We start from the raw sequence: 26,510 nt of genomic DNA on the forward strand, positions 1-26,510 counted from the left end.
GTGCAGGTAGGCGCCGACGAGCCCGTCGTCGAGCGCCGGCCGCCCGGCGTCGAGCAGGGCCAGGCCCGCCGCGGACCACCCCGCGACGCCCGCGTGCGCGACCACGTCGCCGGGGCGGGCGCCCGAGCGCAGCACGGGAGCACGTCCCTGCAGGTCCCCGTGCGCGGTGACCGACACGACGACCGCGGGACCGCCGGACAGGTCGCCGCCGACGACCCCGACGCCGAGCGGCCCGCACTCCTGCGCCAGCCCGCGGGCCAGCCCTTCGACCCAGGCCACGGGCAGGTCGGCCGGGATGACGAGAGCGACGACCAGGCTCGTCGGGCGGGCACCCATCGCCGCGACGTCCGCGAGGTTCTGCACCGCGGCTCGTCGGCCCACGTCCTGTCCCGAGGACCAGGCGCGCCGGAAGTGCCGGTCCTCGACCAGGACGTCCGTCGTCACGACGAACCGGCCGTCGGGGGCGGCCACCACGGCCGCGTCGTCGCCGGGGGGCAGCAGCGTGGCGGTGCCGGCGGGCAGGAGCGGGAAGATCCGGGCCAGGAGCGCCTCCTCGGACAGCTCCGAGACGAGGGGGCCGTCGCTGGTGGTCACCCGGACACGGTAGAGGGTCGAGCGCGCTGCCGGGTTACCGTGACCCCGTGCAGATCCGACGACTGGTAACTCCCCCGGCCGTCGTCGCCACCCTCGTCCTGCTGGCCGGGTGCTCGAGCGCGGTCGCGGCCGACGTGGCCCCGCACGCGACGGACCCGGTGTGCGCGAGCGTCGTGCTGGCGATGCCCGACTCGCTGGGCGACGGCCTGCCGCAGCGCGACACGACCGCCCAGGCGACGACCGCCTGGGGCGACCCCGGGGCGCCGATCGTCCTGCGCTGCGGCGTCGAGCCGCTGGGCCCCACGACGGAGCACTGCCAGACCGTCGACACGCCCGGCGGACCCAGCATCGACTGGGTCACGGTCGAGAACGAGGACGGCAGCTGGACGCTGACGACCTACGGGCGCTCACCCGCGGTCGAGCTGCACATCCCCGCCTCCGTGGCGGCGGACGGCACGTCGTACGTGGACCAGCTGGGACCGGCCGTCGCGATGACGGACAAGCAGCGCTCCTGCCTCTAGCCGTCAGCGTCCGTACGTGCCCGCGATCGGGCAGTCGAACGCACCCCGGTCGGCCAGGCCGACGTTGTTGAGGTACTTCACGATGATCCGGTACGACGAGAAGAAGCCGACCTCGGTGTACTTCACACCGAGCCGCTCGCAGTACTCGCGCACGACCGGCTGGACGTGCTTGAGGTTCGGGCGCGGCATGCTCGGGAACAGGTGGTGCTCGACCTGGTAGTTCAGGCCGCCCATCGCGAAGTCGACGGCCGCGCCGCCGCGGATGTTGCGGGACGTGAGCACCTGGCGTCGCAGGAAGTCGACCTTCATCCCGGCGGGGATGATCGGCATGCCCTTGTGGTTGGGCGCGAACGAGCCGCCGAGGAACACCCCGAACAGGGCCATCTGCACGAAGAAGAACGCGACGGCCTTCCCGGGGGGCAGCAGGACCAGCAGGATCGCGATGTACAGGGCGAGCCGGCTGATCACGATCGTCGCGTCGACCTTGCGGTTGGGCACCGGGCCCTTGGCCAGCAGTGCGCGGACGCTCGAGATGTGCAGGCTCATGCCCTCGAGGGTGAGCAGCGGGAAGAAGAACCAGCCCTGGTTGCGGCCGAACCAGCCCTTGAACCCCGGGCGGCTCTCGACGACGTCCGACGTCCAGGCCACGACACCGGGGGCGATGTCGGGGTCGGCGCCCTGCTGGTTGGGCACGGCGTGGTGCTTGTTGTGCTTGTTGCGCCACCAGGACGCCGACAGGCCCGCGAACCCACCGGCGAAGATGCGGGCGGTCCAGTCGTTCCAGGCGTTCGACTCGAAGATCTGGCGGTGCGCGCTGTCGTGGCCGAGGAACGCGACCTGCGTCAGGACGATCGCGAGCACCGCGGCGACGGCCAGCTGCCACCACGAGTCGCCGACGACGACCACGGCGACCCAGACGGCGGCGAAGGCCACGACGACCGCGATCATCCGCGTCCAGTAGTACCCGTAGCGGCGGCGGAGCAGGCCCGAGTCACGCACGTGGGCGGCGAGAGCGGAGTAGTCCTGGGCATTGTTGCGCTGCGGCGTCGACAGGACGGCGCCTGCAGCGTCGGGGCTCACGCGGACACCCCGGGGGCGGTGTGGCGGACGGGCGGTGCGAGATGCACGACGCTCAAGAAGGTCACAACCGATCTGCGTGGGAGCCGCCCGTGCTGGACGACCGAGCTGTGTACCCACCGCTCGGCGGGTACGAAAGACGCTGGTGGGCGTCCCGACGGTGATGGAGACGCCTGCCGATCCGTCACGTCGTTGTCACGGCCGGTCCACCACGAATGCCCAGACAGTACGGCACCCACCTGAACTTTTCCGGAACTGTTGCCCGGGGAACGCAAACTCGTGGGCGAGCCCGAGGACCGGCCCGGGGGTATGCCCCCGTGCGGCTCTGGACCGGGCGTCAGCGCAGGCCGGTCGGGCGCTCCAGCGCGAGCCGGATCAGCTCGTCGACGAGCTCCGGGTACGTCACGCCGGACGCCTGCCACATCCGCGGGTACATCGAGAACGGCGTGAAGCCGGGCATCGTGTTGATCTCGTTGACGACGACCTCACCGGACGGGGTCACGAAGACGTCGACGCGCGCCAGGCCCTCGCAGCCGACCGCCTCGAACGTGCGCACGGCGACGTCGCGGACCTCGGCCGTCTCCTCGTCCGTGAGGTCGGCGGGGCAGGCCAGCGTGACGCCGGCCTCGTCGAAGTACTTGGCCTCGTAGTCGTAGAACGCGTGCCGGTCGGCGGTCACCAGGATCTCGCCCGGAAGCGACGCGCGAGCACGCTCGCCGGCGCGGCCGCCGAGCACACCGCACTCGATCTCGCGGCCGACGATCGCCGCCTCGACGATGACCTTCGGGTCGTGGAGCTGCGCCGCCCGGATCGCGGCCGACAGGTCGGCCAGGTCCGTGACGCGCGTGATGCCGAGGCTGGAGCCCGCACGGGCGGGCTTCACGAACAGCGGCAGCCCGAGGGCGGCGACCCGGTCGGCGACACCCACGGGGTCGCGGTCGAGCGCGCCCGGCAGGACCACCTCGAACGGTCCGACGGGCAGGCCCTGGCCGGCCAGGACGAGCTTCATCATGTGCTTGTCCATGCCGACGGCCGAGGCCAGCACCCCGGCACCGACGTACCGCACGTCGGCCAGCTCGAGCATGCCCTGCAGCGTGCCGTCCTCACCGAACGGCCCGTGCAGCAGCGGGAAGACGACGTCGACCTCGCCGAGGACCCTGGGCAGCTGCCCGGACTCCAGCACCTGGACCTCACGGTCGTCGACGGCCTGAGGCAGCAGCACGTGCGCGGCCGTGTCCTCGACCTGCGGCAGGCGTCCGTCGGTGATCGCCCAGCGGTCGGGGTCGTCCTCCGCGAGCACCCAGCGGCCCGACGGCGTGATGCCGACGGCGAGGACGTCGTAGCGGTCACGGTCGATCGCGCGCAGCACGCCGCCTGCGGTCGCACAGCTGATCGCGTGCTCGCCGGAGCGGCCGCCGAACAGCACCATCACCCGCGGTCGACGGTTCGGGAGGTCTGTGGGGATGTCCATCGGCCCGAACCTTACCCGGCGGTCGTGACCCCGGGTGCCGCTGTGACGGACGCCCGCCGGAGCGGTCTCGCGGGACGCCTCCCGGTAATCTGCGACCGTGACCTCCTCGCCGCCTGACGACCTGTCCCCCGCGACCCTCGTCGTGAGCGCCGGCCGCCCGGCGCGGAACCAGGGCGCGTCGCTGAACCCGCCCGTCGTGCTCTCGTCGACGAACGTGTCGCAGGGCGTCCCAGGCCCCGGTGAGCTGCTCTACGGCCGCATGGACACCGACGCGTGGCACCCGTTCGAGGAGGCCCTCGGTCGGCTGGAGGGATCGGCGCACCCCGCGCTCGTGTTCGGCTCCGGCATGGCGTCGGTCGCGGCCGCGTTCTCGCTGGTCCCCGACGGGGGACGCCTCGTGCTGCCCCGGCACGCCTACCAGGTGACGATCGGCTACGCCGAGGACCTCGCGCAGCGGCACGGCGTCGACGTGGTGCTCGTGGACATCGACGACACCGACGCGGTCGTCGCGGCACTGCCGGGCACCTCCATGCTGTGGATCGAGTCGCCGACGAACCCCATGCTCGAGGTCGCCGACCTGCCGGCGCTCGTCGAGGCGGCCCACGCGGCCGGGGCGCTCGTCGGCGTCGACAACACGTTCGCCACGCCGCTGGTCCAGCGCCCGTTCGAGCACGGCGCCGACGTCGTCATCCACTCGGTCACCAAGTACCTGGCTGGCCACAGCGACGTGGTGCTGGGGGCGGCGCTCGCCGACGACGACGCCCTGCACGCCCGTCTGCACGCCTACCGCACGATGCACGGCTCCATCGCCGGGCCGTTCGAGGTCTGGCTCGCTCTGCGCGGGCTGCGCACCCTGGCCCTGCGCGTGGAGCGCGCGCAGTCCAACGCCGCCGAGATCGCCCGCCGCCTCGCCGACCACCCCGCCGTCGCCGAGGTTCGTCACCCGAGCCTGCCCGACGACCCCGGCCACGAGCGGGCCATCCGCCTCATGGACGGCTACGGCTCGATCATCGGCCTGCGCCCGCACGGCGGCGCCGCGTGCGCCGACGCCGTCGTCGCGGCACTCGAGCTCTGGGTGCCCGCCACGAGCCTGGGCGGCGTCGAGTCGAGCCTGGAACGCCGCCGCCGCTTCGCCACCGAGTCGGTCACCGTCCCCGAGGACCTGCTGCGGATGTCGGTCGGCATCGAGGACGTCGAGGACCTCTGGACGGACCTCGACCGCGCCCTGCGGTCGGCCGCGGACGCCTAGACGGCGGGCGGGCGTTCGCACCCGGTGCGGGGGGCTGGGGGCGTGTCGACCTAGCCGCGCTGGGGACAGGTGGGACTGGCGTGACGCGTGAGGTACCTCACCAGTCCCACGCGTCCCAAGAGCCGCGAGATCGGCACGTCCGGGGATCCGAAGCGGACCGGAGCGGCGACGGGCTAGACGCCCTCGGCCTTGTGCGGCCGCGCGAGCAGGAGCGCCGCGAGCTGCTCGATGGGCAGCCCCTCGTGCAGGACGCGGACGACGGCGGACGTGATCGGCATCTCGACGCCCAGCGACGTGGCCAGCTCCAGGACGGACCGCGACGACTTCACGCCCTCGGCGGTGCCTCCCGTGGCGGCGATGGCCTCGTCGAGGGTCATGCCGCGGCCGATGTGCCCGCCGAGCGCGTGGTTGCGCGAGTCGGGCGAGGCGCAGGTGGCCATCAGGTCACCGAGGCCGGCGAGGCCGGGGAACGTCTCGGCGTCAGCGCCGAGGGCGAGGCCCAGGCGCGTGATCTCGACCAGCCCGCGGGTGATCACGGTCGCCATGGTGTTGTAGCCGAGGCCGCGACCCTGCGAGATGCCGACGGCGAGCGCGATGACGTTCTTGACGGCCCCGCAGAGCTCGACGCCGACCACGTCGTCGTTGGTGTACGGGCGGAAGTAGGCGGAGGCGCAGGCGTTGGCGACGAGCTGGGCGGTCGCCTCGCTGGTCGACGCGACGACCGTCGCGGTGGGCTGCCGCTGCGCGATCTCGAGCGCAAGGTTCGGGCCGGAGACGACGGCGACGCGGGAGGCCGGGATGCCGAAGGACTCGGCGACGACCTCGCTCATCCGTCGGTCGGTCGAGAGCTCGACGCCCTTCATGAGCGAGACGGCGACGGTGTCCGGGCCGACCAGCGACGCGAGCGGCGTGAGGAGCTCACGGGCGGACTGCGACGGGACGGCGATCGCAACGAGGTCCGCGCCGGCCAGCACGACCGCGGGGTCCGTCGACGCCGTGATCCCGGCGGGCAGCGTGATCCCCGGCAGGTACGCCTCGTTGCGGTGCTCGTCGGAGATCTGCCGGCACACCGCCTCGTCGCGACCCCAGACCGAGACGGAGCACCCAGCGTCGGCCAGCACGGCGGCGAAGGTGGTGCCCCAGGAGCCGGCGCCGAGCACCGCGGCGCGCAGAGCCGTCACGGGAGCTCGGGCTTCGTCGCGTGGTCGCCGCCGACGCGCTTCTCACCGGGGGCGAGCGGCTTGCGCATGTCGTAGCGGACCTCGGGCGGCTGCTCGCCACGGATCTCGACCAGCAGCGCCGTGATCGCGGCCATCACGCGCTCGGTGGCCTCGCGCAGCGTCGCGGTGTCCTGCGGGTTCTCGTACAGGTCGCTGAGGTCCACGGGCGGCCCGGCGACGATGGTGATCGTCTTGCGCGGGAACGGCCGGAGAAGCTTCTCGTAGCGGCGCAGCAGCAGCTGCGGCCCCCACTGGGCGACGGGCACGACGGGCGCCCGCGTGCTGAGGGCGAGCCGCGCGACGCCGGTCTTGCCGACCATCGGCCACAGGTCCGGGTCACGCGTGAGTGTGCCCTCGGGGAACACGGCCACGCAGTCGCCGTCGTTGATCGCGTCGATCGCGGCGGTCAGCGACTCGGCGGCCGAGACGGTGTTGCGGTAGACGGGGATCTGCCCGGTCGCGTGCAGCACGTTGCGCATGACCGGCACCTTGAACAGCGACGCCTTGGCCAGGATCTTCGGCGCGAACCCGCTGTCCCACAGGAAGTACGCGAACGTCAGCGGGTCGATGTTCGTCATGTGGTTCGACGCGGCGATGAAACCGCGGTCGGTCGGCAGGTTCTCCTCGCCGGACCAGTCCTTGCGGGTCATCGCCCGGAGCAACGGACGGACGATGTGCGCGACGGTGCGGTAGGCGCGGTTGGACCTGGCGGGGGGCTGCACGGGAGCCGATGCTACCGGGCTCAGGCGTGCGTCAGCTCGCGGCTGAACTCCGCGCCCAGCGCCTCGAGCTTCTCGGTGAACCGCTCGTACCCGCGGTCGATCAGGCTGATGCCGCGCACCGACGACGTGCCCTTGGCCGTCAGCGCCGCGATGAGGTGGCTGAACCCGCCGCGCAGGTCCGGCACCTCGATGTCAGCGGCGGCCAGCGGCGTCGGGCCCGAGATCACGGCCGAGTGGAAGAAGTTGCGCTGCCCGAACCGGCACGGCCTGCCACCGAGGCACTCCTTGTAGACCTGGATCGTCGCGCCCATCCCGACCAGCGCGTCGACGAACCCGAACCGGTTCTCGTAGACCGTCTCGTGCACGATCGACAGGCCCTTGGCCTGGGTGAGCGCGACGACGAGCGGCTGCTGCCAGTCCGTCATGAAGCCCGGGTGGACGTCGGTCTCCAGCTGGATCGAGCGCAGGTCGCCGCCGGGGTGGAAGAACCGGATCCCCGCGTCGTCCACGGCGAACTCCCCGCCGACCTTGCGGAACGTGTTGAGGAACGTGGTCATCTCGGGCTGCGTGGCCCCGCGGACGTACACGTCGCCACCGGTCGCCAGCGCTGCCGCGGCCCAGGAGGCGGCCTCGATCCGGTCGGACAGGGCGGTGTGCTGGAAGCCGACCAGCCGGTCGACGCCCTCGATGCGGATGACCCGGTCGGTGTCGACCGAGATGATCGCGCCCATCTTCTGCAGGACGTTGATGAGGTCCATGATCTCGGGCTCGATCGCCGCGTTCGCCAGCTCGGTGATGCCCTCGGCGCGCACCGCCGTGAGCAGCAGCTGCTCGGTGGCGCCCACGCTCGGGTACGGCAGCGCGATCTTGGTGCCCTGCAGGCGGTGCGGCGCACGGATGTGGATGCCGTTGTCGGTCTTCTCCACGACCGCGCCGAACTGCCGCAGGATGTCGAGGTGGTAGTTGATCGGCCGGTCGCCGATCCGGCAGCCGCCCAGGTCCGGGATGAACGCCTCGCCCAGCCGGTGCAGCAGCGGACCGCAGAACAGGATCGGGATGCGGCTCGAGCCCGCGTGCGTGTCGATGTCCGCGACGTGCGCCGACTCCACGTCCGTCGGGTCCAGGTGCAGCGTGCCCGCCTCGGCGTCGGCGTCGACCTTCACGCCGTGCAGCTCCAGCAGCCCCGTGACGACCGCGACGTCGCGGATCTGCGGCACGTTGCGCAGCACGCTCGGGGTCTCGCCCAGCAGGGCGGCCACCATCGCCTTCGAGACGAAGTTCTTGGCCCCGCGGACCGTGATGTCTCCCGACAGCGGGTTGCCCCCGTCGACGTACAGCAGATCGCTCATCCGACCATCGTCTCCCACAGGTCCTCGTGCACCTGACCACTCGGGGTCAGGCACGCCGTAGCCGTGCAGGACATTCACACGGCGTCTGGCGAAGGCCTACTTCTTCTTCTTGGTGTCCTTGGACTTGCCGGACTTCTTCTTGCCGACGACGGCAGCCTTCTTCGCGGCCTTCTTGGTCGCCGGCTTCGTCGCCGGCTTCTTGCCCTTGGCCGCGACCTTCGCGTCCGCCTTCGCCTTGGCCGGCGCAGCAGCCTTCGCCTTCGTGGGCGCCTTCGCCGGGGCCTTCGCCTTCGACGACGACTTCACCGGGGCCGCCGCCTTCGCCGGAGCAGCTGTCTTCGGCTTCGCAGGGGCAGCTGTCTTCGCCTTCGTCGGCGCCGGGGCCAGCGGGGCCGGGGTCGTCGCGACCTCCGCCGGAGCCAGGGCCCCGACCGGCGTGCCGGAGAGCGCGGGGAGCGGCGCGGCCGTCCCGGACGCCACGCGGGACCGCAGCGTCGCACCCGGGTGGAACCGGGCCACCGTCGTCGCGGCGACGTCGATCGACGCGCCGGTCTGCGGGTTGCGGGCGGTCCGGGCCGCGCGAGCGGCGGACTCGAACGTGCCGAAGCCGGTCAGCGTCACGCGCTCACCGGCGACCAGCGCGGCCGTGATCTCGTCGAGGACCGCGTCCACGGCGCTCGATGCCGCCGCCTTGCTCCAGCCGCGCGCTGCGATGCGGTCGGCGAGCTCAGACTTGCCGGGCATGGTCGTCCCCTCCGTCGGCCGACGCACGCGCGCGTCGGGCTCGGACCTCACGCTAGTCATCTGCGGCGGATCCGCAGGTGGGACCCGCCGCAGACGGACGTCAGGGCCTGCGGCCGAGCTCGACCGGCACGCCCACGGGCCGCGCGGCGACGATCTCGACGGGCGGCAGGTGCTTGGCCGGCAGGGTGGCCGGACGCCACGACTCGCGCGTCGCCTCGAACGCCGAGATCTCGTCGGCGTGCTCGAGGGTCAGGCCGATGTCGTCGAGGCCCTCCATGAGGCGCCAGCGCGTGTAGTCGTCCACCTGGAACGGCACGACCACGTCGTCGCAGACGATCGTCTTCGCCTCGAGGTCCACCGTGACCTCGGTGCCCGGACGGGTCTCGAGGATCTTCCAGATGAGCTCGATGTCCTCCTGCGACGCCTGCGCGGCGAGCAGGCCCTGCTTGCCGGAGTTGCCGCGGAAGATGTCCGCGAAGCGGTTCGAGATGACGACCTTGAAGCCGTAGTCCTTGAGCGCCCAGACGGCGTGCTCGCGCGACGAGCCGGTGCCGAAGTCGGGGCCCGCGACGAGGACCGAGCCGGCCTTGTACGCGTCCTGGTTGAGGATGAACGCCGGGTCACCGCGCCAGGCGGCGAAGAGCGCGTCCTCGAACCCGGTGCGCGTCACGCGCTTGAGGTAGACGGCCGGGATGATCTGGTCCGTGTCCACGTTGCTGCGGCGCAGCGGGACGCCGACGCCGGTGTGCTGGCTGAACTTCTCCATGACGAATGTCTCGCTTTCCTGTGGTTCAGACCGTCTGGAGGTCGGTGAGGGGGCTGCCGTCCGGCGTCGGGACGCCCGTGTCGAGGTCGCTGTACGACGACAGCGTCCCGCGGATGGCGGTGGCGGCGGCGACGAGCGGCGAGACGAGGTGCGTCCGGCCCCCCTTGCCCTGGCGGCCCTCGAAGTTGCGGTTCGACGTGGACGCCGACCGCTCCCCCGGTGCCAGCTGGTCGGGGTTCATGCCCAGGCACATGGAGCAGCCGGCGTTGCGCCACTCGGCACCGAAGTCGAGGAAGATCTTGTCGAGCCCCTCGGCCTCGGCCTGCAGGCGTACGCGCGCGGACGCCGGGACCACCAGGACGCGGACCTCGTCGGCCTTGTGCTTGCCCTGCACGACCTTGGCGACGGAGCGCAGGTCCTCGATGCGGCCGTTGGTGCACGAGCCGATGAAGACCGTGTCGACCTTGATCTCGCGCAGCGGCTGGCCGGGCGTCAGGCCCATGTACTCGATGGCCCGCTCGGCGGCGCCGCGCTCGTCGGCGTCGGCGATCTGTTCGGGGACCGGGACCGAGCCGGACAGCGGCAGGCCCTGGCCGGGGTTCGTGCCCCACGTGACGAACGGCTCGAGGTCCGCCGCCGCCAGCACGACCTCGACGTCGAACTCGGCGTCGTCGTCGCTCTTCAGGGTCGACCAGTACTCGACGGCGGCGTCCCAGTCGGCACCCTCGGGTGCGTGCGGGCGGCCCTTGAGGTACTCGAAGGTGGTCTCGTCGGGCGCGATCATGCCCGCGCGGGCGCCGGCCTCGATCGACATGTTGCAGACCGTCATGCGGGCTTCCATCGACAGGGCGCGGATGGCCTCGCCGCGGTACTCGAGGACGTAGCCCTGACCGCCACCGGTGCCGATCTTGGCGATGATCGCCAGGATGATGTCCTTGCTCGTCGCGCCGGCCGGCAACGCGCCGTCGACCGTGATCGCCATCGTCTTGAACGGGGCGAGCGGCAGAGTCTGCGTGGCGAGCACGTGCTCGACCTCGCTGGTGCCGATGCCGAACGCGAGCGCGCCGAACGCGCCGTGCGTCGAGGTGTGCGAGTCGCCGCAGACGACCGTGAGGCCGGGCTGCGTGAGGCCGAGCTGCGGGCCGACCTGGTGGACGATCCCCTGGTCCGCGTCACCGAGCGAGTGGATGCGCACGCCGAACTCGGCCGCGTTGTTGCGCAGCGTCTGGATCTGCGTGCGGCTCGTCTCGTCCGCGATCGGGCGGTCGATGTCCAGCGTCGGGGTGTTGTGGTCCTCCGTCGCCAGCGTGAGGTCGGGCCGACGCACCGGGCGTCCGGCGAGCCGGAGCCCCTCGAACGCCTGTGGGCTCGTGACCTCGTGCACCAGGTGGAGGTCGATGTAGAGCAGGTCGGGTGCACCGTCGGTGCCCTGTCGCACGACGTGCGCGTCCCAGACCTTCTCTGCCAACGTGCCGGCCATCTTCTCGGTCCGTTCTCTCGTCGATCATTCGTCCGGGAGTGTGGAATTTCCCGGCTCTCCGTTCGTCGTACTTGCATCTCAGCCTTCGAGACGCCAATATCGACCTATGGACAACTCTAGCGGAGTCGGCGTGCTGGACAAGGCCGCATCCGTTCTCAGCGCCCTGGAGGCCGGTCCGGCCACCTTGGCGCAGCTCGTCACCGCCACCCATCTTGCTCGCCCGACGGCCCACCGGCTGGCCGTGGCCCTCGAGCACCACCGCCTCGTCGCCCGCGACATGCAGGGTCGGTTCGTGCTCGGACCGCGCCTCTCGGAGCTCGCGACGGCCGCCGGCGAGGACCGTCTGCTCGCCGCCGCCGGCCCGGTGCTCGCCGCGCTGCGCGACCACACCGGCGAGAGCGCGCAGCTCTACCGCCGCCAGGGCGACCAGCGCATCTGCGTCGCCGCCGCCGAGCGGCCGATCGGTCTGCGCGACTCGATCCCGGTGGGCGCGACGCTGACGATGCACGCCGGGTCCGCCGCGCAGATCCTGCTCGCGTGGGAGGAGCCCGACCGGCTGCACCGCGGCCTGCAGGGCGCCAAGTTCACCGCCACGATCCTGTCCGGCGTCCGCCGCCGCGGCTGGGCGCAGTCGGTGTCGGAGCGCGAGGTCGGCGTGGCGTCGGTCTCCGCCCCGGTGCGCGGGCCGTCGGGCCGCATCGTCGCTGCGGTGTCGGTGTCGGGTCCGCTCGAGCGCCTCTCCCGCCAGCCCGGCCGCCTGCACGCGGCCGCGGTCGTCTCGGCGGCCAACCGGCTGACCGAGGTCCTGCGCCGCACGGCGGACTGACCGTGGCCGTCCGCGGCGCTGCCGCGGCCCGACGCCGGCAGCGTCGGCGCGCGGCCCTGTGGTCGTTCGTCGGCGGGTTCGTCGTCGGCGGTGTGATCAGTGCCATCGGCGGCGGCTTCCCCATCGGGTCGATCATCGTCGGCCTCGTCCTCGGCGGGTTCTGCGCCGCGGTCGCCGCGCTCGTCGTCAGCCTCCTGCCGACGACCTCCGGCGGGCCGCGCGGCCAGCACTGAGCCATCGGGTGAAACGTGGTCCGTCCCGCAGGTTGAGACGTTCCCGCTCAGCCCTGGCCACGTCCCACCGGGTGGCCCACACTCCCCGCCGTGAACCTCACCCTGGACATCGGCCCGCTCCGCAGCCTCGTGGCTGTGGCGGACTGTGGTGGGTTCCACCGGGCGGCCGCCTCGCTGCACCTCACGCAGAGCGCGGTGAGCCAGCACATCCGGCGCCTGGAGAAGACCGTCGGTCGCCCTCTCGTCGAGAAGGACGGACGCGGTTCCCGGTTCACCGTCGCCGGTGAGGTGCTGGTCGCCGAGTCGCGCCGGGTCCTGGCGGCGCACGACGCCGCGCTGCGCAGCCTCGGCGTGCGCGTGCCGGTCGCCGAGCTCGTGTTCGGCTCGACCGAGCACGGTGCCGACGACCTGCTGCCGGCCGTGAGCGCGGCGCTCGGCGACCTGCACCGCGGGACGCTGCGCTTCCGGCTCGACCGGACGACCGCGCTCAACCAGGCGGTCGACGGCGGGAGCCTCGACGCCGCGCTGCTGCTCGGGAGCACGACCCCTGCCGGGCACTCCGCCGGCACGATCCCGCTCGTCTGGGTCTCCGCGCCGCAGTGGACACGCGGGTCGACCACGTCCTTCGTCGCGTTCGACGAGCCGTGCGCGATCCGTCGGCGGGCCGTCCAGACGCTCTCGTCGGAGGGCCTGAGCCCGCACGTCGCGGCCGAGTCGCCGCACCTGGCCGGGGTGCACGCCGCCGTCCGGGCCGGCCTCGGGGTCACGCTCCTGCCACTGATCGGCGAGCCGCCGCTCGGGCTCGTGGTCCGCGACGACCTCCCGCCGGTCGAGGCCCTCGAGCTCGAGGTGCGCGTCCGCCGCGGCGCCGACCCCGAGATCGGTCGTGTGGCCGCGGCCGCGGTCCGTCGCCTCGTGGACGACCGCGCCCTCGTCGCCGCCTGACCGGTGCACCGCAAGCCGACGTCCGCACTCGTGGTCGCCAGGGGACCCACGAGGTCCTCGTAGGCCAGCAGCTTCTCGGCGACCTGCTCGGCCGTCCCGACGAGCCCCGGACGCAGCCCGCGGGTGCCCACCGAGTACTCCTGCAGGCTCACCGACCGCTCCAGCTGCGAGTGCTGCACGAACTCCTGGTACGACGCGTACGACGCCCCGGCCCCCGCGGACGGCACCGTCGTGATGCGCTCGAGCTCAGCCTGGGCCTCACGCTCGGTGTCCCGCACGATGACGTAGGCGGCCATCCCGGTCTCGACGAACGGGTCCTTGCCGATCGCCTCGCGCCGCCGGGCCATCTCGGCGATCTTGCCGCCGACCTCGTCGACGGTGCCGCCGTGCATCACGTACGCGTCGGCGAAGGTCGCGATGGACGCCTTGCCGCCCTCGCTCTCACCGCCCGCCCAGATCGGCGGCGTGCGCCGGGGCTTGGGCTCGAGGATCGCGTCCTCGACCGTGTAGTAGCTGCCCTCGTACCGGAACGGCGTCTCGCGCCAGAGGCCGGTGACGACGTCGACCCACTCCTGCGTGCGCGCGTACCGCTCGTCGTGCACGCCGAAGATGCCGCCGTACTGCTGGGCCTCCTGCGCCCACCACGCCGAGACCACGTTGAGCGCGAGCCGACCGTTGCTGATCTCGTCGAGGGTGGCCGCCCGCTTGGCGAGCACGGCCGGGAGGTGGAACCCGGGCCGCACCGCGACCATGATCTCGACGTGCTCGGTCACCGCGGCGATGCCGGCGGCGAGCTCCCAGGCCTCCAGGCTCGGCGCCGTGACGCCCTTGCGGTCGTTCAGGTACAGCTCCGGCACGAGGGTCAGGTCGTAGCCGAGGCGGTCTGCCGTGCGGGAGACCTTCTTGACGTACTCCCAGGTCGCGGGCATGCCCTCGTCGCCCACGTTGCGCAGGAACCCGCCGTAGATCGGCGTCCAGTAGCCGTAGCGCATCAGATGCCCGTCCCGTCGGACTCGACCGAGTTCCCCAGCGGGACCCGGACCACGATGGAGCGGTGCGGGTTGCCGGAGCGGACGCGCTCCAGGAACTGCACCACGGAGGCCGCCACCGACCGGTGCGACGCGTCGTTGAGCACGTCGTGCACCCCGTCGCGGACCACCAGCAGCTCGGCGTCCGGCCACCAGGACAGCGCGCGGACGACCTCACGCAACGGCGACACCTCGTCGTCGGTCCCGTGCAGCGCGAGGACCGGGATCCCGACGTACCAGGGACCGTTCGCGGTGCCGGACGGCTCGCGCGAGGCGACCGAGACCCCCCAGGCCCGTGCCGCGTCGGTGACCTCGCCGAACGCTCGTGCGTACCGCGGGTCCTCGCCGAGCAGCCCGCGGTGCACCGGGCACGACGTCCGCAGCGCGATCTCGGAGGCGTCGTCGGCCGCCTCGGACACGGCCTCCCCCACCACCGCGCCCGCGACGATCACCGCGGCGGGGCTGACGAGCCCCCGGCGGACCGCGTCGACGACGACGGCCGCGCCGGAGTCCACGCCGACCAGCACCCGCGGGCCGTCGATCGCCGACTCCTCCACGTCGATCTCGGCGAGCAGGTCGCTCAGTGCGGCGGCGCCGGAGGGCAGCGCGTCCAGGACGTCGACGACGTAGCCGTCGGCGGCGATCCGCTGCGCGAACCGGCCGTAGTGGCCGAGGTGCTCGCCGCGGCCGGGCACGACGAGCAGGGTGCCGCGAGGCCGGACGGTCGACGGAGGCAGGACCCGGACCCGGGTTGCCGTCAGAGTGCTGGTGGACATGGTGGGGAACCGTTTCTGTGGGGAGGACTGTCAGAGATGGGCGAGAGCGCGTTGACCGAGCACGACGTCGAGCACCGCGTCGGCGCCCTGCGGGACGTGGTCGCCGCGCCAGGCGACGTGGTGGTCGGGGCGCACGAGGACCAGATCGGCGCCGTAGAGCTCCCGGACGTGCTCGTCGTCCAGGTGCACGACCGACAGGGCCAGACCACGCTCGGCGGCTGCCTGCTCGAACGCCGCGCCATGTCCGCCGAGCACCAGGAGCGTCAGGTCGTGCCCGATGCGGTCGTAGAGGGTGTCGCCGAACGGGTCGATGTACCCGTCGGGCGCCCGGTGGCCCGGTCGCGGGTCGAGGACGTACCGCTCGGCGGCCCACGGGTGGTCGTCGGCGGCCTGCCCAAGCTCGTACGCGACGACCGGTGAGTCGTCGTACCGCTCGTCGAACGTGACCCCGGGCGACGGTGAGTACTGCGCCGAGATGAGCCCGCCGATCAGGGCGCGGGTGGCCACCGCCTCGGCGCCGGTGTCCGCGTCGTCGGGCACCCCCAGCCGGCGGATCTCGGCGAGCGTCGACGCGGCCGCCTGCGAGCGGGCCAGCGCGTGCTCGGCGACCCGCCAGTTGTGCGGCCGCCGCTCGCGGTCGTACGAGTCGAGCAGGGCGTCGCCGCCGTGCCCGTGCAGCACCGCTGCCAGCTTCCAGCCGAGGTTGACCACGTCGCCGAAGCCCTCGCCGAGGTTGCCGCCCGGCGTGCGGACGTGCGCGGCGTCGCCGGCGAGCAGGATCCGCCCCTGGCGGAACGTGTCCGCGATCCGGGTGGCCCGGAAGAACGACGTCGCGGACAGCAGCTCGAGCTCCAGGTCGGGCAGTCCGAACGCGGCGCGCGCCGTGGCGAGGAGCTGGTCCTGGCTCGGCTCGGCGTCGAGCGCGAAGGGCTCGGAGTAGACCCGCCAGTCCGTGCTGCTGATGGCCGCGAGGAACCCCGAGGCGTGCTGGTTGAACACGATGTTCACACCGCTGGGCGCGTCCCCGAGGACGCCGGGCTGGGTGCGGACGACGAGCCGGTAGTGCTTCTCCGTCGCGTACTCGCCCGACCGCCCGATCCCGGCGAGCCGCCGGACCGTGCTGCTGCCGCCGTCGGCACCGATCACGTACCGCGAGCGCACCTCGCGCCGCTCCCCGTTGCCGACGACCGTCGTCACGACCCCGTCGCCTGTGTCCCGCACGTCCTGCACCCGCCAGCCGCCCGTGACGCTCACGCTGTGCGCCTCGAGCCGCTCCAGGAACACCTTCTGCAGCGCCGACTGCGGCCGGCGGATCGAGTCCGCCAGGGAGAACGGGGTCACGCTCGACTGCGCGAAGCCGCGCCGCGGAGGCGCGACCAGCACGTGCCCCGCGAGGGACGTGCGGAACTGCGTGCCGCGGTTCCACTCGGGCGGGAACGTCCACTCGTCGCGGATCTGCTGGAGCAGCCCCCAACGCCGGAAGAGCTCGACCACCCGGGGCGTGTGCCCGATCGCGCCGGCGCGCGCCAGCGAGGCGGAGGTGGCGGCGTCGACCACCGCGACCTCGACGCCGAGGCCGGTGAGCTCGACGGCGGCGGACAGGCCGACCGGGCCCGCGCCGACGACGAGCACGTCGACCTCGCTCGGCGGCCGTCCGATGGGGAACCGGACGGTGTCGACCTCGCGGCCGCCGGTCGCCCGGAGTCTGTCGTCGGTCATGGTCGATGTCCTCTCAGGAGACGAGTGCGCGCAGCTCGTCGCGGCGGGCCCGGTCGAGCGAGCCGGTGGCCAGGGTGGGTGCGGAGCCGACGAGCAGCCGCGTGTACTGGTGCTGGGGTCGGTTGACGATCGCGTCGGTCGCGTCGACCTCGACGACGGCGCCCTGGTACAGCACGGCGACGCGGTCGGTGATGCCGGCGACCGAGCCGAGGTCGTGGGAGATGAAGACGAGCGCGACGCCGCCCGCGCGCAGGTCGGAGAGGATCTCCAGGACCTGGACGCGGTTGGCCGAGTCGAGCGCGCTGACGGGTTCGTCGAGGATCACGAGCTGCGGCCCGGTGACCAGCGCACGAGCAACGGCGATGCGCTGGCGCTGGCCGCCGGACAGCTCCCCGGGCAGCCTCCCGAGCACGTCCTCGTCGAGCCGGACCCGCGCGAGGTGCGTCCGGATCACGTCCGCGATCTCGGTCCGCGACGACCGACCCTGCAGGATCAGCGGCTCAGCCAGCGAGGAGCCGATCGTCAGGTCCGGGTCGAGGCTGCGCAGGGGGTCCTGGAACACGAGCTGGACCACGCCGCGGCGCCGGAAGTCCCGCCACTGGCGGCCCGTGAACGCGGACACCACCTCGCCGCCGATCGTCACCGAGCCGCCCGACGAGGCGACCAGCCCGACGGCAGCGCGAGCGAGCGTCGACTTGCCCGAACCGGTCTCGCCGATGATCCCGACGGTCTCGCCGCGGTGGACGTCCAGGGACGCGCCGTGCAGCGCCTGGGTGCGCCCGTAGTGGACGTCCAGGTCGGTGATCCGCAGCAGCGGGACGTCAGGCGACACCGGTCAGCTCCTTCGCCTGGACGGGGACGGCCTCGGGCGTCAGGAACCGGTCGAGGCCGTACAGGTTGTGCTCGTCGATCAGCAGGCGCGTGTACTCGTGCTGCGGGTCGAAGAGGATGTCGTCGGTGCGGCCGCTCTCGACGATCTCGCCGTCGCGCATGACGAGCACCTCGTCGCACAGCTGCGCGACGACGGCCAGGTCGTGGGAGACGACGACCAGCGACAGCCCGGTGCGCTCGGTCAGCTCGGTCAGCAGGTCGAGGATCTCGGCCTGCACCGTGACGTCGAGGGCCGTCGTCGCCTCGTCGGCGATGAGGATCTGCGGGTCCAGCGCGACGGCCGTGGCGATCAGGACGCGCTGCAGCATCCCGCCCGACAGCTCGTGCGGGTACTGGTCGTACACCCGCCCGGGGTCGCGCAGCCGCACCGCGGCGAGCAGGTCGAGCGCCTCAGCCTTGGCCACCTTGCGCGACACACGCTTCTTGACCCTCACCACCTCGGCGATCTGCTTGCCCACCCGGATCGACGGGTTGAGGTAGGACGCAGGATCCTGGAAGACCGCCGTGATCTCGGTGCCGCGCAGCCGCTGCCAGTCCCTCGACGAGAGCCCGGCCACATCCTCGCCGAGCAGGTCGATCTCGCCGCCGGAGACCTCGAACCGCGGCGGCAGGATGCCCAGGACCGCGCGGCACGTGAGCGTCTTGCCGCTGCCGGACTCCCCCACGATGCCGAGCACCGCGCCGCGGCGCAGCGTGAGGTTCACGCCGCGCACGAGGTCGCGGCCGTCGGCGGTGTTGGTGATCGTGACGTCGCGCAGCTGCAGGACGATGTCGTCGTCGGACATGGGTCTCTCCTAGGCGGTGGCGAGAGCGGGACGGGTGCGGGCGCGGCCGGCCTCGCCGGTCACGTCTCGGATGGCGTCGGCGAGCAGGTTGAAGGCCCAGACGGTGAGCATGATCAGGACCGTCGGCACGAGCGGCGCCCAGGGCTGGTAGCTCAGGTACTGGAGCTCCGAGGCGAGCACACCGCCCCACGTCGGCGCGGGCGGCTGCACGCCGATGCCGAGGAACGTGAGGCTGGAGACGACGACGAAGCCGGCGCCCATGGTCGTCGCGAGCGCGATCGACAGCGGGGGCAGGACCTTGCCCCACACGTGCTTGCGCACGACCCAGCCGACGGACGCGCCGGCCAGCAGCGCCGCCTCGACGTACTGCGACCGGGACACCGTCAGCGCCGCGGCCCGGGACACCCGGTAAAACAGCGGCGACACCAGGAGGCCGACCGTGAACATGGCCTGCGGGATCCCGTTGCCCAGCAGCGCGGTGACCGCCACGGCGAACACCAGGAACGGCAGGGCGATCAGGGTGTCGACGAGCCGCAGGGACAGCCACTCGAACGTCCGCCCGAGGTAGACCGACAGGATGCCGGGCACGGCGCCGACGACGAGCGCGATGAGCGCGACCTGCACGGCACCCAGGACGCTCACGGTCGACCCTGCCAGGATCCGGCTGAGCACGTCCCGGCCGAGGTAGTCGGTGCCGATCCAGTGCTCGGTCGACGGTCCGGCCAGGACGGCGTCGCCACCCTCGAGCGGGTCGTAGGGCGCGAGCGCGGGCCCGAGGACCGCGAGGAACAGGACGAGGACGAGGATCCCCAGCCCGAGCCGGCCGGTGGGCAGTCGCAGGATGCGTCGGAACACGGTCAGACCCCTCTCGCCGAGGCGGGCGTGATCTTCACCAGCGCGGTGTTGACCAGGAGGTTGAAGACGACGACCACGACGATCGAGATGACGAGCACGCCCTGGACCGCGGGCACGTCGCCGCGCTGGGCCGAGTCGGCGGCGTACTTGCCGTAGCCGGCCAGGCCGAAGATCGCCTCGGTCACCACGGCCCCGCCCAGCAGGTTCGGGAACTTCATGCCGAGGACCGTCAGGGCCGGGCCGACGCCGTTGCGCAGCACGTGGACGAAGAAGATCCGCCGCGGTCCGAGGCCGCGCACCACCGCGCCGACCACGTAGTTCTCGCGGTACGCCCCGATGAGGCCGGCCCGCAGCTGCCGCGCGACGTCCGCGATCGTGTCGAAGCTGATGGCCAGGGCGGGCAGCCAGATGTGCTCGAACCACGGGGTCACGCCCTGCGAGACGGGCACGTACCCCGCCGACGGGAACCAGCCGAGCGTCACCGCGAACACCGCGACGAGCGCGATGCCGACGACGAACGAGGGCATCACCGAGATGACCGTGGTGAACCCGGTGATCGCGCGGTCCACCCAGGTGGTCTGCCACAGGGCGGCGAGCGTGCCGAGCGCGAACCCGAGCGTCACGCCGATGACGAGCGCCAGTCCGGCGATCGACAGGCTGACGATCGCCCGGCCGACGAGCGCCGACGAGATGGATGTGCCGTCCACCCAGCTGAGGCCGAGGTCACCGTGCAGCACCGACGTCAGCCAGGTCCAGTACTGCGTGAGGAACGGCTGGTCGAGGCCCCACTGCGCCTCCAGCTGCGCCACCTTGTCGGGTGTCGCCGACTCGCCGAGCTGCAGGTGCGCGGGGCTGAGCCCGCTGAGCTGGCGCAGGGCGAACGTGATGAACGTGCCGAGGAAGAACACGGGGACGAACACAGCCAGGGTGCGTCCCAGACCGCGCGTGATGCCGTGCGCCCGTGCCGTGGTGGTGCTGCTCATCGAGTCCCCTCCTCCCGGGGTCCGTCCCCGGGGGCGCGTGGCGCGCCCCCCGGGGGTCGGGCTACTTGTCGGAGACCGTGACGCCGGTCCAGTGCACCTGGCCGGGGATGGCCGGCAGGTCGGAGACCCGCGGGCTCTTCACGAACAGGTTGGGCTGGCTGTACGTGAAGACCAGCGCCTGGCTCTCCAGGCCCGCACGCGTCGCCGCCTGCAGGTTCTTCGCGTAGTCCGGCGAGTCGAGCGGCGTCTGACGGGCCAGCGCGATCGCCGCGTCGAACCCCTCGGGCGTGTACGGGCTCGACAGGTTCAGCGGACCCTGCGGACCGAAGTGGGCCGTCAGCGTCTGCACCGGCGACTCCCGGCCCGTCGTCCCGTAGAGCGACAGGGCGAGATCCTTGGCGAAGAACGGCGTCGCCCAGTCCGGCTGCACCTTGATGTTCACCGTGATGCCCACCTCGGCCAGCTGGGACTGGACGATCTCGGCCGCCGGCTGCTCGGTCGGGATCACGAGGTCGACGGAGATGTCGTTCGGGTGGCCCGCCTCGGCGAGCAGCTCCTTGGACTTGTCGGGGTCGTACGGGTACAGGTCCTCGGACTGCTTGTCGTACGCGATGTACCCCGCCGGGAACGGCTGGTCCGTCGCCGAGCCGGTGCCGAACGTGACCTTGCTGACGAACTCGTCGCGGTTGATCGCGTAGCGCACCGCATCGACCACCACGGGGTCGTCGAACGGCGGCTTGTTGATGTTCAGGCTGATGTTCGCCGCGTTGTAGCCGGGCTGCTTCACGACGTCGAGACCGGCAGCCTCGGCGGCCTTGACCTGGCTCGGGGCGAGGTAGGCGAAGTCGAAGACTCCCGTCTGGATGCCCGAGACCACGGTGGCGGGGTCCGGGGCGGCCGAGAGGTCGACCTCGTCGATGTCGATGTTCGCCGCGTCCCAGTAGTCCGGGTTCTTCACCAGCACCGCGTGCGAGCCGGCGACGAGCTCCTTGACGACGAACGGTCCGGCGCCGACCGGCCAGGTGGTGAGCTTCGCCGGGTCCTTCGCCGCCTCGGGGCTCGTGATCTGGGCGACGCGCTGGCCGAGCAGGAGCGGGAGCTGGTAGTCGGTCTGTGTCAGGTGCACGACGACGTCCGTGGCGCTCGCGGCGTCGACCGACGCGATCGAGCCGAGGTCACCGTCGAGGGCCGAGTTCTCCTGCGTCTTGGCGCGCTCCAGGTAGAGCTTGACCGCCTCGGCGTCCAGCGGCGTCCCGTCGCTGAACTTCAGCCCGTCGCGCAGGTGGAACGTCACCTCGTCGCCGGTCGCGTTGTAGTCCCAGCTCTCGGCAAGCCCGGGCTGCGCGACGCCGTCCTCGTCGATCTCGGTCAGCGAGGCGTAGGCCAGCGACAGGATGCGGAACTGCGCACCACTGCCGGAGACCACCGGGTCCCAGCTGGCCGGGAAGTCGATGGCCCACTTGAGGACCTGGGGCTGGTCAGGATCGGGCGTGTGCGAGGCATCGGCCGGGGCGGCTCCGCCGGCGGTCCCGCCGCACGCCGCGAGCAGGAGCGACGCGGTGAGTGCGGTGGTCAGGGCTGCGGCTGTTCTGAGACGTCTCATGGGACTTTCCGGTTGGTGTGGGTGGGACTTCAGACGAGGGACGGCTGGCGCTGCGCCCGGCGGGCGGCGGTGTGCACGTTCTCGGGGATCGGGAGGCCGAGGTTGCCGCGCAGCGTCGTGGACTCGTACTCGCTGCGGACCACACCCCGCTCGCGCAGGATGGGGAGCACCTCGTCGGTGAAGCGGGTGAACTCGCTGGGCACGCTCGTGTGGATGTTGAGACCGTCGAAGGCCCGGCCCTCGAACCAGCGCTGGATCTCGTTCGCGACGGTCAGTGCCGAGCCGACGAACGGCGAGCGGTGGCTCGTCGAGACGACCTGCACGACCTCGCGCAGCGTGTAGCCGTTCTCCTTCGCGAGCGCCTTGATGCGCTCGGCCTGGGTCTTGAAGCTGCGGTCGCCCAGGTCGCCGACCTCGGGGAACGGCGCGTCCAGGTCGTACTGCGAGAAGTCGTGCCAGCCGAACGGTCGGCCGAACTCCGCGAGTGCGCGCTCGAAGCTCTTGCTGCCGAGGATCGCCTGCTCCTTGGCGCGGGCGTCCTCGTCGGTGTCGCCGATGATCGGCGAGACGCCGGGCAGGATCAGGACGTGCTCCGGGTTGCGGCCCTGGGCGACGGCCCGCGCCTTGATGTCCTGGTAGAACGCCTGGCCGGCCTCCAGCGTCGGCGCGTGGGTGAAGATCGCGTCCGCGATGGTGGCGCCCAGGTCGCGACCCTCGTTCGAGTCGCCCGCCTGGAAGATGACCGGCTGCCCCTGCGGCGAGCGCTCGATGTTCAGCGGACCGACGACCGAGAAGTACTCGCCCTTGTGGTTCAGCTGGTGCTGGCGCGACCGGTCGAGGAACACGCCGGCCTCCTTGTCGCGCGGGAAGGCGTCGTCCTCGTAGGAGTCCCACTGGCCCTTGACCACGTTGACGTGCTCGAGGGCCCGGCCGTACCGGGTGGCGTAGTCGAAGTGCTCGTCGCGGCTGTAGTTGCCCGCGGTGCCCCCGTCGCCCGTCGCCACCACGTTCCAGCCGGCCCGCCCGCCGCTGATCAGGTCCAGGCTCGCGAGCCGGCGGGCGACGTTGAACGGCTCGTTGTACGACGTGGTCAGGGTGCCGACGAGCCCGATGTTGCTGGTGCTCACGGCCAGGGCGGACAGCAGGGTCAGCGGCTCGAGGCGGTTGAGGTAGTGGTGCGGGGAGTCGGGGGTGATGAACTGGCTGTCGACGATGAAGACGAGGTCGAACTTCGCCGCCTCGGCCTGCCGGGCACGCTCGATGTACCAGTGGATGTCGACGGAGGCGTTGCCGGGGATCTCGGGGCTGAGCCAGGTGGCGTGCTGCCCCGGGCCGCCGACGCCCATGAGGACGGCGCCGAGCTTGAGCTGACGAGTGGTCACGATGGAGCTCCTGGTGGTGTGGTTTTCGGGTGTGCGCGCACCACCGGCGCCCGACTGCTCGGAGGCAGACGGGTGTCGGTGCTCGTGCGGAGGTGGCCCTGGCAGAGGGCGGGAGGTCGGGAGGTCGGCTCAGCCGACGGGCGACAGCGGGCGGCGCGAGGTCAGCGACGCGCGAGGCTGCGGCTCGACATCGAGTCCGGACAGCGTCGACACGCACGCGGCACGACGACCAGCGCGGGGCTGGTCAGCGCCGTGCGGCGCGGGGCGAGGCTGGGGACCGAGGTCATGGGACGAGTCTGGTGCCGGCATCACGGCACGTCCAACGACGCGTGCGCATCGCCACCGATCACGCAGCGCGATCGGTGTCGCGATCGCGCGCCTTCGTCGCGGTCCGAGAATGCAGAAAGGCCCGGTCCAGTGGACCGGGCCTCTCGTGATGTACCCCCGACCGGATTCGAACCGGCGCTACCGCCGTGAGAGGGCGGCGTGCTAGGCCGCTACACAACGGGGGCCTATACGCTGCGAGGCCCGTGGGCCCTGCTTGCGGTTGAACACTCTACCCGATGCACCTCGGTGCACCGAACCATCCATCAGTACGGCATGGCCGCGCTGGGGTACCAGGACTCGAACCTAGACTAACTGAACCAGAATCAGTCGTGCTGCCAATTACACCATACCCCATGGGGGTATAACGCCCGGCGCTCGCGAGCCGCCTGGCGGGGCGGGTGTGCGTGCGACCGGACGTCGTACCGGCGGTGAACACTACCCGGTCGCGGGGACCGGGTCCAACCAGCTCCGTCGGCCGTGACGAATGCCACGCTCAGCGCGGGATCGCGCTGAGCTGACCGAGCTCCGAGGCGTCGTACCAGAGCAGGTCGCGCTCGTCGAGGCGCTCGATCGCCGCGTCGTCGCCCGTGATCGCGGCGTCGACGTCGGCGCCCACCCCCGGCTCGTCCACGTGCACGCACGCGATGTCGTCGCGGTCCACCGCACGCAGGAGGTCCAGGGCGCTCGGCACCTCGTCGTCGTCGAGCAACGGCCGTACGTCGTCCTCGGAGACATCCACCGAGACGACGAGCCGTGCCCGCGGTGCGCCCCGCAGCTCGCCGAGCAGGGCGAGCGAGTCGTCCGCTGCCGCGAGCTGCGCCGCGAACTCGAGACCCTCGTCGTCCTCGTCGGGGAACATCGCTCGCAGCGCCGGCGTGACGGCGTGCACCCGGCGTGGCGTCAGCGGGCCTGCTGCGGGCTCGATCTGGTCGAGGGTCGCGGGAACGTAGATGCGCACGCCTCCAGTGTGCCGGGCGGAGCCGAGATCGGTCCGCTCCCGCGCCCGGGCACGTCCGGTCAGCCGGCCGGCACTGCCGCCAGGACCGAGTCCACCTGGACCGCCACGGCCGCGAGCGCCCGTCGGGCCGGCGAGCCGGGCGCGACCTCGCGCAGCGTGCGCGCCGCCAGGAGCGCCGCGTCGAGGGACGGGCGGTCGTCGGGGACCACGTGGGCGTCCGTCACGCCCGCGTACCGGGCGAGCGCCTGCTGGACGGCCTCCCCCGGGTGCGCCCCGGCGACGGAGGCTCGGACGCGGTTGACCAGGACCATCCGCGTGCCGCCCAGGCCGAGGTCGGCCAGCTCGCTCAGTCCGCGCACGAGACGCTGGATGCCGACCGGGTCACCCGAGCCGACGACGATGACGACGTCGGCGGCCCCCAGTGCGCTGAGGGTCGCGGCGTTGCGGCGCGGGGCGCGGGTGTCATAGCTCAGCAACTCGTCCTGCTCAAGGTTGAAACCGCAGTCGACCACCGTCCACTCCGACAGGGAGCGGGCGACGGTCCAGACGGCGTCCAGCGACGACGACGGCAGCTCGGGCCAACGGTCCGCCCGCGAGATGCCCGACAGCACCCGCAGGTCGGGCGCGATCTGCGGGGTCAGCCGTGCCAGCGCCATCAGGTCGAGGGAGCCCTGACCGGCGGCGCGGGCCGCGGCGGCCAGTCCCGGAGCCTCGTCGAGCATGCCGACCACCTGCGCGACGCAGCCGCCGTACGTGTCGGCATCGACCAGGAGCGTGCGACGGCCCGCGGCGGCGAGCTCCGCGGCGACGTTCACGGCGACGGTCGTGCGTCCGGGCGCGCCGGTGGGACCCCACACCGCGACCACCAGACCGGCGGCCGGCCAGCGGACGGGGACCTCCTCGGGCGGCGGCACCGCACTCTCGGGTGTGCCTGTCGCGTCCAGGATCGCGAGCGCCTCGCGCACGACCGTGCCGCCGGCGTCCTCGTCCTGCGGCGCCATGACCACCAGGTCGGCGCCGAGGGCCGACAGCCGTTCCCCGAGCCAGGGCCGCGTCGCGTCGCCGACCCCGACCACCCGCACGCCGGCGCGGTGCAGCAGCTCGACGGCCTCCCGGTCGAGCAGGTCCAGGTCGCCCGAGACGACCGCCAGGCGCCCCAGGCCCGCCTCCGCGGCCGCGAGCAGCTCGGTGAGGTCGACACAGCGGCGCGTCACGCTCAGCCGGCCGCCGGAGCGCTCGACCGCCTGCACGATGATCGACTCGGCGGAGCCGTGGACCGCGCAGAGCACCCCGACCGGCACGTCAGCTCCCCGAGCCGGGGACAGGAACCACGTCGAGCGTGCCGTCCGCCGCGAGCGCCGCGAGGATGTCCGGCAGCCGGCCGCTCGGCACGAGCACCTGCACCTGGGCCCCGCCGCCCACGCTGAACGCACCGTCCTGGGAGGTCACCTCGGCCACGACGAGGTCCGTCGCGAGCTGCACCGGCTCGGCGGGCTCGGCATCCTCGCCGGACGGCGGCGTCGGCGTGAACCACAGGTCCACCTGCGCACCCTCGGTCACGTCCCTGGACGGGGTCCGCTCCAACGTCACCGACACGGGCCGCAGGTCCAGGTCGCCGGCATCCCCCACCGCCGAGGCCGGGACCAGCTCTCCGCGGCCGACGACGCGCACGACGACCGCGTCCTCGAGCGGCTGGTCCGCGCGCAGGTAGTGGTCGAGGTCGACCGTGCCGAGGCGGACGTCCACGACGGCGAGCCGGCTCGGCTCGAGCCGGTCGCCCGGGACGAGCGCGCTTCGCGACACGTAGACGGGCACCGTCGCCTGCGCGGTCCGCACGACCCACGAGCCGAGCAGCACGGACGCCGCGACCATCGCGATGCCGGCGAGCAGCCGCGGGTCACGCCAGCCCGGCCGACGCAGCCTGGCCGCGACGGGCGCGGGCAGATCGATGACGCTGGTGTCCATGACTCCCCTGTTCGTCGGCAGACCTGTGCATCCTGCCGCGC

General features: G+C 72.5%; 26 protein-coding genes, 2 tRNA genes and 1 pseudogene. 5 read left to right on the forward strand and 24 right to left on the reverse strand.

Annotated features, from left to right (window positions below; translation table 11 throughout):
• On the reverse strand, positions 1–594 hold a 594-nt coding region (locus tag AC1DUE_RS19550), incomplete at its 3' end, for an AIR synthase related protein (RefSeq protein ID WP_477041080.1).
• Between the two features lie 47 nt (positions 595–641).
• On the opposite strand from AC1DUE_RS19550, the gene AC1DUE_RS19555 reads away from it, so the two are divergent.
• Positions 642–1,115 (forward strand): DUF3515 family protein, encoded by a 474-nt coding sequence (locus AC1DUE_RS19555; protein ID WP_477041081.1) that lies wholly within the window; start codon positions 642–644, stop codon positions 1,113–1,115.
• A 3-nt stretch (positions 1,116–1,118) separates the two neighbouring features.
• Here the strand turns inward: AC1DUE_RS19555 and AC1DUE_RS19560 are convergent, their stop codons facing one another.
• Positions 1,119–2,195, reverse strand: a complete 1,077-nt coding sequence (locus AC1DUE_RS19560; RefSeq protein WP_477041082.1) for a fatty acid desaturase family protein — start codon at positions 2,193–2,195, stop codon at positions 1,119–1,121.
• Between the two features lie 334 nt (positions 2,196–2,529).
• Positions 2,530–3,663, reverse strand: a complete 1,134-nt coding sequence (locus AC1DUE_RS19565) for a D-alanine--D-alanine ligase family protein (RefSeq protein WP_477041083.1) — start codon at positions 3,661–3,663, stop codon at positions 2,530–2,532.
• Between the two features lie 97 nt (positions 3,664–3,760).
• Between AC1DUE_RS19565 and AC1DUE_RS19570 the strand changes: the two genes are divergently transcribed.
• Positions 3,761–4,912, forward strand: coding sequence for a trans-sulfuration enzyme family protein (locus tag AC1DUE_RS19570; RefSeq protein ID WP_477041084.1), 1,152 nt, complete (start codon positions 3,761–3,763; stop codon positions 4,910–4,912).
• 173 nt (positions 4,913–5,085) lie between these two features.
• On the opposite strand, the gene AC1DUE_RS19575 is transcribed toward AC1DUE_RS19570, so the two are convergent.
• From AC1DUE_RS19575 to leuC, 6 genes are all read right to left on the reverse strand, one after another.
• The gene (locus AC1DUE_RS19575; RefSeq protein ID WP_477041116.1) at positions 5,086–6,084 is read right to left on the reverse strand and encodes an NAD(P)H-dependent glycerol-3-phosphate dehydrogenase; all 999 of its coding nucleotides are present in this window, start codon (positions 6,082–6,084) and stop codon (positions 5,086–5,088) included.
• 5 nt (positions 6,085–6,089) lie between these two features.
• Positions 6,090–6,854, reverse strand: coding sequence for a lysophospholipid acyltransferase family protein (locus AC1DUE_RS19580; RefSeq protein WP_477041085.1), 765 nt, complete (start codon positions 6,852–6,854; stop codon positions 6,090–6,092).
• Positions 6,855–6,874: 20 nt separating this feature from the next.
• Positions 6,875–8,203, reverse strand: a complete 1,329-nt coding sequence (murA, locus tag AC1DUE_RS19585) for a UDP-N-acetylglucosamine 1-carboxyvinyltransferase (RefSeq protein WP_477041086.1) — start codon at positions 8,201–8,203, stop codon at positions 6,875–6,877.
• A 96-nt stretch (positions 8,204–8,299) separates the two neighbouring features.
• Positions 8,300–8,947, reverse strand: coding sequence for an HU family DNA-binding protein (locus tag AC1DUE_RS19590; RefSeq protein ID WP_477041087.1), 648 nt, complete (start codon positions 8,945–8,947; stop codon positions 8,300–8,302).
• A 100-nt stretch (positions 8,948–9,047) separates the two neighbouring features.
• A complete protein-coding gene (gene leuD / locus AC1DUE_RS19595; RefSeq protein WP_477041088.1) occupies positions 9,048–9,713 on the reverse strand; it encodes a 3-isopropylmalate dehydratase small subunit in 666 nt (221 codons plus the stop codon).
• 25 nt (positions 9,714–9,738) lie between these two features.
• Complete coding sequence (gene leuC / locus AC1DUE_RS19600; RefSeq protein WP_477041089.1) at positions 9,739–11,193, reverse strand: 3-isopropylmalate dehydratase large subunit; 1,455 nt, start codon at positions 11,191–11,193, stop codon at positions 9,739–9,741.
• A gap of 106 nt (positions 11,194–11,299) precedes the next feature.
• On the opposite strand from leuC, the gene AC1DUE_RS19605 reads away from it, so the two are divergent.
• The 3 genes from AC1DUE_RS19605 (at position 11,300) to AC1DUE_RS19615 (ending at position 13,197) form a co-directional block, all read left to right on the forward strand.
• Positions 11,300–12,019: an IclR family transcriptional regulator gene (locus AC1DUE_RS19605; protein WP_028046824.1), complete on the forward strand. Its 720-nt coding sequence runs from the start codon at positions 11,300–11,302 to the stop codon at positions 12,017–12,019.
• Between the two features lie 2 nt (positions 12,020–12,021).
• Complete coding sequence (locus AC1DUE_RS19610) at positions 12,022–12,252, forward strand: hypothetical protein (protein WP_477041090.1); 231 nt, start codon at positions 12,022–12,024, stop codon at positions 12,250–12,252.
• A gap of 135 nt (positions 12,253–12,387) precedes the next feature.
• Positions 12,388–13,197 (forward strand): LysR family transcriptional regulator, encoded by an 810-nt coding sequence (locus tag AC1DUE_RS19615; protein WP_477041117.1) that lies wholly within the window; start codon positions 12,388–12,390, stop codon positions 13,195–13,197.
• 62 nt (positions 13,198–13,259) lie between these two features.
• Here AC1DUE_RS19615 and AC1DUE_RS19620 read toward each other — a convergent pair.
• The 15 genes and pseudogenes from AC1DUE_RS19620 to AC1DUE_RS19690 all read right to left on the reverse strand — a co-directional run.
• Positions 13,260–14,189 (reverse strand): annotated as a pseudogene (locus tag AC1DUE_RS19620) (LLM class flavin-dependent oxidoreductase); the annotation flags it as partial.
• Positions 14,189–15,001: an alpha/beta hydrolase gene (locus tag AC1DUE_RS19625; protein WP_477041091.1), complete on the reverse strand. Its 813-nt coding sequence runs from the start codon at positions 14,999–15,001 to the stop codon at positions 14,189–14,191. The gene AC1DUE_RS19625 and the pseudogene AC1DUE_RS19620, both read right to left, overlap by 1 nt.
• A gap of 30 nt (positions 15,002–15,031) precedes the next feature.
• On the reverse strand, positions 15,032–16,720 hold the full coding sequence (locus tag AC1DUE_RS19630) for an FAD-dependent oxidoreductase (protein WP_477041092.1): 1,689 nt from the start codon (positions 16,718–16,720) through the stop codon (positions 15,032–15,034).
• A 13-nt stretch (positions 16,721–16,733) separates the two neighbouring features.
• A complete protein-coding gene (locus AC1DUE_RS19635) occupies positions 16,734–17,552 on the reverse strand; it encodes an ABC transporter ATP-binding protein (protein ID WP_477041093.1) in 819 nt (272 codons plus the stop codon).
• Positions 17,542–18,396, reverse strand: a complete 855-nt coding sequence (locus tag AC1DUE_RS19640; RefSeq protein WP_477041094.1) for an ABC transporter ATP-binding protein — start codon at positions 18,394–18,396, stop codon at positions 17,542–17,544. Before AC1DUE_RS19640 ends, AC1DUE_RS19635 begins: the two co-directional genes overlap by 11 nt.
• A gap of 9 nt (positions 18,397–18,405) precedes the next feature.
• Positions 18,406–19,251 (reverse strand): ABC transporter permease, encoded by an 846-nt coding sequence (locus AC1DUE_RS19645; RefSeq protein ID WP_477041095.1) that lies wholly within the window; start codon positions 19,249–19,251, stop codon positions 18,406–18,408.
• Between the two features lie 2 nt (positions 19,252–19,253).
• A complete protein-coding gene (locus AC1DUE_RS19650) occupies positions 19,254–20,234 on the reverse strand; it encodes an ABC transporter permease (RefSeq protein ID WP_477041096.1) in 981 nt (326 codons plus the stop codon).
• 61 nt (positions 20,235–20,295) lie between these two features.
• Entirely contained in the window at positions 20,296–21,837 is a 1,542-nt protein-coding gene (locus tag AC1DUE_RS19655) for an ABC transporter substrate-binding protein (RefSeq protein ID WP_477041097.1), read from the reverse strand.
• Positions 21,838–21,866: 29 nt separating this feature from the next.
• Positions 21,867–23,219, reverse strand: coding sequence for an LLM class flavin-dependent oxidoreductase (locus AC1DUE_RS19660; protein WP_477041098.1), 1,353 nt, complete (start codon positions 23,217–23,219; stop codon positions 21,867–21,869).
• A gap of 161 nt (positions 23,220–23,380) precedes the next feature.
• Positions 23,381–23,506 carry a hypothetical protein gene (locus AC1DUE_RS19665; RefSeq protein ID WP_477041099.1) on the reverse strand — a complete coding sequence of 42 codons (126 nt, stop codon included), beginning with the start codon at positions 23,504–23,506 and terminating at the stop codon, positions 23,381–23,383.
• A gap of 152 nt (positions 23,507–23,658) precedes the next feature.
• Positions 23,659–23,731, reverse strand: a tRNA-Glu gene (locus AC1DUE_RS19670).
• 97 nt (positions 23,732–23,828) lie between these two features.
• Positions 23,829–23,900 (reverse strand) — tRNA-Gln (locus AC1DUE_RS19675).
• A 139-nt stretch (positions 23,901–24,039) separates the two neighbouring features.
• Positions 24,040–24,504 carry a DUF6912 family protein gene (locus AC1DUE_RS19680; protein ID WP_477041100.1) on the reverse strand — a complete coding sequence of 155 codons (465 nt, stop codon included), beginning with the start codon at positions 24,502–24,504 and terminating at the stop codon, positions 24,040–24,042.
• A 59-nt stretch (positions 24,505–24,563) separates the two neighbouring features.
• Positions 24,564–25,805 (reverse strand): CpaE/TadZ family protein, encoded by a 1,242-nt coding sequence (locus AC1DUE_RS19685; protein WP_477041101.1) that lies wholly within the window; start codon positions 25,803–25,805, stop codon positions 24,564–24,566.
• A gap of 1 nt (position 25,806) precedes the next feature.
• Positions 25,807–26,469: a hypothetical protein gene (locus AC1DUE_RS19690; RefSeq protein ID WP_477041102.1), complete on the reverse strand. Its 663-nt coding sequence runs from the start codon at positions 26,467–26,469 to the stop codon at positions 25,807–25,809.
• Positions 26,470–26,510: the final 41 nt, after the last annotated feature.

Source organism: Cellulomonas sp. P4_A2 (genome assembly GCF_056402515.1).